5 protein-coding genes and 1 pseudogene are annotated in these 4,060 nt (G+C 67.9%); all 6 read right to left on the bottom strand.

Features of this window, described 5'->3' with window-relative positions; translation table 11 throughout:
- Positions 1-530 (bottom strand): annotated as a pseudogene (locus tag NBG84_RS40145) (DNA helicase); the annotation flags it as partial.
- A gap of 74 nt (positions 531-604) precedes the next feature.
- A complete protein-coding gene (locus NBG84_RS40140) occupies positions 605-1,843 on the bottom strand; it encodes an AAA family ATPase (protein ID WP_250924687.1) in 1,239 nt (412 codons plus the stop codon).
- On the bottom strand, positions 1,840-2,136 hold the full coding sequence (locus NBG84_RS41325) for a hypothetical protein (RefSeq protein ID WP_250924686.1): 297 nt from the start codon (positions 2,134-2,136) through the stop codon (positions 1,840-1,842). Before NBG84_RS41325 ends, NBG84_RS40140 begins: the two co-directional genes overlap by 4 nt.
- Positions 2,133-2,732 carry a hypothetical protein gene (locus NBG84_RS40130; RefSeq protein ID WP_250924685.1) on the bottom strand — a complete coding sequence of 200 codons (600 nt, stop codon included), beginning with the start codon at positions 2,730-2,732 and terminating at the stop codon, positions 2,133-2,135. Before NBG84_RS40130 ends, NBG84_RS41325 begins: the two co-directional genes overlap by 4 nt.
- Complete coding sequence (locus NBG84_RS40125) at positions 2,725-3,513, bottom strand: BN159_2729 family protein (protein ID WP_250924684.1); 789 nt, start codon at positions 3,511-3,513, stop codon at positions 2,725-2,727. Before NBG84_RS40125 ends, NBG84_RS40130 begins: the two co-directional genes overlap by 8 nt.
- A partial coding sequence (locus NBG84_RS40120; RefSeq protein ID WP_250924683.1) for a sigma-70 family RNA polymerase sigma factor occupies positions 3,510-4,060 on the bottom strand: 551 nt, incomplete at its 5' end. The genes NBG84_RS40125 and NBG84_RS40120, both read right to left, overlap by 4 nt.

Here is a 4,060-nt window from a genome sequence, read left to right as displayed (position 1 = left end):
AGAGCGACTGGCAGAACGAGCGCGGCGAGCTGGGCGCGGGGCTCCTTCTGCGTGAGGCCGTCGTACTGTGGAACGTGCCAGGTGGTGATCTCCGGGTCGGCGCTGTGGCACCAGCGCTCGACGGTGTCCAGGGCAGACCTCATGATGATTTTGCTGGTCATGGGCTTCGGCGTACCGAGGTCCGTCGGGACCGACGGCGTCGAGCCGATGATCCCGAGGACCTTCCGGACGTCGAGGGCCTGGGCGGCTTGGTGTGCGGTCTGCCTCGGCCCCTTCAACCGGGGCAGATGGCGGGCGTCGAATGCCAAGCCATGCCCCGTCTTACAGAGGACTGTGGACGGGAACGAGCGGGACGCATCGGCAGCGATCGACTTGTTGTACGCGACGTAGGTCATCCGCCGGCGTGGGTCCGAGCTGGCGATCATCTTCAGCGTGCTCGACTTTCCGCAACCGGCTCCGGCCTGGAGGACGCAGTCGATGCCGTCGCCGTAGGTCGCGATCGCTTCGTGCTGTTCCGGGGTGGGGTCCACCACTGGTGCACCTCCTTTCTGGGGGTGCGGGCCCCGCCGGAGATTCGGCGGCGGGGCCCGCGGTCAGTGGTGGCTCAGGCGGGAACGGATTCGGCGTCGAGAAGTCCCTGGATCAGGGTGTTGAAGTCGCCGGCAGGGTCGGCGCGGTCGCCGTACGCGGTGAGGGTGTCGAGCAGCGTCTTGGCCTCATCGAGCGTCAGCTCATTCGCCGAGTCGATGGAGCGGCCGATGATGAGCGAGGAAGCGTGGAGCCGACGCTCACGGTCTTCTCTTGCGCCAAGGCCGACCTGGCTGAAGCAGGCGTGCATCATCCGCATCTGCGGAGCACTCACCGGCGCGGTACCGGACGGGGCCGAGGGCTGGTCCGAGCCGACCGAGTCCTCGGCCGGGGTGGGCACAGGCACTGATGCCGAAGCGGTGGGCTTCGACTTGAGCGCCGTTCCGTACTCCGCGATCAGCGCACCGATCGTCGTGGGCTCACCGGTCTTCGGATGGAGCTGCCCGGTCGCCAGTAGCCCTCTGCTCTTTGCCCGAGCGTGCAGCGCAAGAGCGCCGTCGTAGGTCAGATCCTCGACTGTCAGGTCGGTCATCAGGACCTCGATCGGGTCGACGCCCTGTCCGAGCTGTTCGAGAATGATTTCCGCCAGGTCCTCGCCCGGGTGGTGGATCGTCAGACCCTCCAGCGGCATGTACCGGGTCTTGGTGACCGACCCCGTGCCCTCAACCATGTCGAGGATCAGCCCGAGCTCGTACTCGGCGCCCTCACGCTGGACCGCTTTGACACCGACCTTGGTGACCTTCTTGCCCTCAATTACGTAGTCACCCTTGGTGCGCATGGTGGTGATGACGTGACCCGGGTAGTTCAGCAAGGCGTCGAGCATGTCCTGCTCGATCGGGTTGCCCTCGCGCCAGCCGCCGAAGGAGCCGCCCGCGCCGGGCTTCCGGCCGGCTTCTTCCACGATGGTGAGGAGACCGCCCCGGCCGTTCCAGAAGTGGGACCAACTGTCGACGATCAGGACGTCGATGTTGGCGGCCCGGGCTGCGGCGATGGCCTGGATGAGGTGGCGGGGATCGTGGGTGTCCATGGGCATGTGGCCGAACTCGTGGCCGCCGAGCTCGGGCTTGCCGGGAACGGGTGCGTAGGTGAGGGCGGAGCCGCGCTCTGTGTCGATGACGCCGATGGAGCCGCCCTTGGCGAGCCCTTCGGCGATGCGAAGGGCGGACTTGGTCTTGCCTGATCCGGCCGGGCCCTGGAGGCCGATGCGGGCCTTGGCGGCTTCGCGAGTGGCCGGGGTGAAGGTGAAGGTCGTCACGGGTTGCTCCGGTGGTCGCGCTGGTTTGGGGTGGTGGTGAGCCGGCCGGTCGTGGTGGCGCGGGTGACCCACTGGGCGGACTGGAAGGCGACGCCGTACTTCCGCTTGTTCATGCGGGTGGTCGCGCGGGTGTCGGTGGGCTGGGCCGCGTACTGCTCGGCCGCGTATGCCTGGAGGCCGGCGGCGAGCTCGGCACCGAGCTCCGCCCGGAGGGCTGCCAGCTCGGCGGCGGCCTCGGGTGCGGGCATTCCCCCGCGGGTCAGGCCCTGGTAGATACGGGAGTACGCGCTCACTGGCTGGCACCCCCATCGATGGGGACGGGGAGCTTGCCCGTCGTCCGCAGCGTTGTCAGCCAGTCCGCCGGGTACCGCGCGTGCGGCCACTGGATCTTGATGAACGCGCGCGTCGTGCCGTGGTACTTGGCCTCGACCTCGACGTTCACCGGCTCGGTGATGCTGGCCTCGCCAGGCAGCTCGGCGCGGATGAGCTGGTTCGTGCCCCACGGGACCGACGTGCGATCCCAGTCTTCGGGCAGCCAGCCACCGATCTGCATGTGGCTGATGCCGTAGTAGTCCGGCGCCAGCTCGGTCAACGACCAGCCAGTCAGCGTCAGCCGGCCGCCATCCGAGAGCTCGACGGACGCGGTCTCAGGCCTCTCCACAGTCAGCTCCTGAGGGATGTACGTGCGACGGCCGTTGCTGTCCTTGGCGACGACACGCCCCGCGCGGGCGAGAGCCCGCAGGTCCTTCCGCACGGTGTTCCGGTGGTGACCCCACGGACTGTGCGCGAGGACCGTCGAGGCTCGCTGAGTGGTCCAGATTCCGCCGGCTTCCTGAATTCGGGTCAGGAGATACCCGCGCCGGGTGAACCGGGTGAGGAGCTCAGACATCGAGTCCCCCTGCGGCAAAGGGCTGCTCGGCCAGCAGTCGCTGGGTGGACTCGCCCTGTCGGGTGTCCTTCCCCGCAGACTCCACCGAGCCCTGCATTGGTGACAGCGGGCCGACGTAGTCGACGACGTGCGCCAGCGAGCATCGCTCCCCGCTCGACCCGCGCATCGTCATCAGCGGCATCCCGTCCGCCCTGGTGGACGCGTAATCCCAGACATCCCTGTTGCTATCCTGATGCGGGAGGGCCAGGTCGTAGACGATGCCGAGGTGTCGATGCGGCATCCGGGCCGCGACGACTGTGCGCGCTTCCACCTGCGGGGCGTCGTACGCCACAACCGCGACCGCGACACCGTCCCGACGGCCAGACCCGGTGTACGCGTACTCCAGCGTCTGGGGACCCTGACTGGTGATCCCTAGGTACTGGCACCAGCCGCCCCACTGCTCCGGCGACGTAACGTGCACAGACACCAGAAGCCGATCGCTCTGGACCTGGACGCGCTGCAGCCCGGACCGCTCTCCGCACTGCTGGCGGATCACTTCGGCGACATCCGCCGCGTGACGGCAGGAGGCGTCCCAGGCGAGAGCCTGCTGCTCCAGCTCAGTGCGGTGCTCCTGCATCCACTCGCCGGTCGGCTGCCGGCGGAGGAGCACACCGTAGGACCGCTCAGGATCTGCCAGGAGCTGGGCCTGGTCGAGCGCGTGCCCGATCGTGGCAGCAACGTCGCCCTCACTGTCCAGAAGGCTGCGGACCAGTTTGATCGCTTGCGGCAGGTTCTTGTTCACGCTGCCACCGCCGCACGCATCGAACGTGATGCACGGAACTGGAGATTCTTGGCAGCACTCGGACGAACGCCCAGCGCTGCCGCTGTGTCCTTGACGGACAGTTCCTCCACGAAGCGGAGCATCAGGCAGTCCCGCTGGTGAGCGGTGAGACCTGAGAGCGCGCTGGATACAAGGGCACGAGCCTCCTCCATCTCCAGGGTGCGAAGGACGGAGTCCTCGGCGCTGGGGGTGCTCTGGAGTGAGGGGATTTCGTCCACGGTGACGACGAGTCGATGGGTGCTGGACCTGAAGTGGTCGGCCATGAGGTTGCGGGCGATCGTCGCCAGCCAGGCCCCGAAGTCACGGCCCTGCCAGGCGAACGTGTCGATCCGGCGCAGCGCGCGAAGGAATGTCTCGCTGGTCAGGTCCTCAACCAGGTGCTGGTTCCCACTGACGCGGCTGGCGACGAACCGTGCTACCTCGTCGTGGTACTCGTTGTAGAGGGAGGCGAATGCCACCCTGTCGCCGGACCGGGCACGGACTACGAGGTCCGGCTCCTGCCCGGGAG

Source organism: Streptomyces albipurpureus (assembly GCF_023701525.1).
GTDB lineage: Bacteria > Actinomycetota > Actinomycetes > Streptomycetales > Streptomycetaceae > Streptomyces > Streptomyces albipurpureus.
The sequence above is the reverse complement of the archived record's forward strand: the minus strand, read 5'-3'. Positions and strand labels throughout refer to the sequence as shown.

What these genes read in the sequence shown, in the direction of transcription:
- NBG84_RS40130 (WP_250924685.1), bottom strand. Translation starts at nt 2,732, where the DNA reads ATGTCTGAGCTCCTCACCCGGTTCACCCGGCGCGGGTATCTCCTGACC.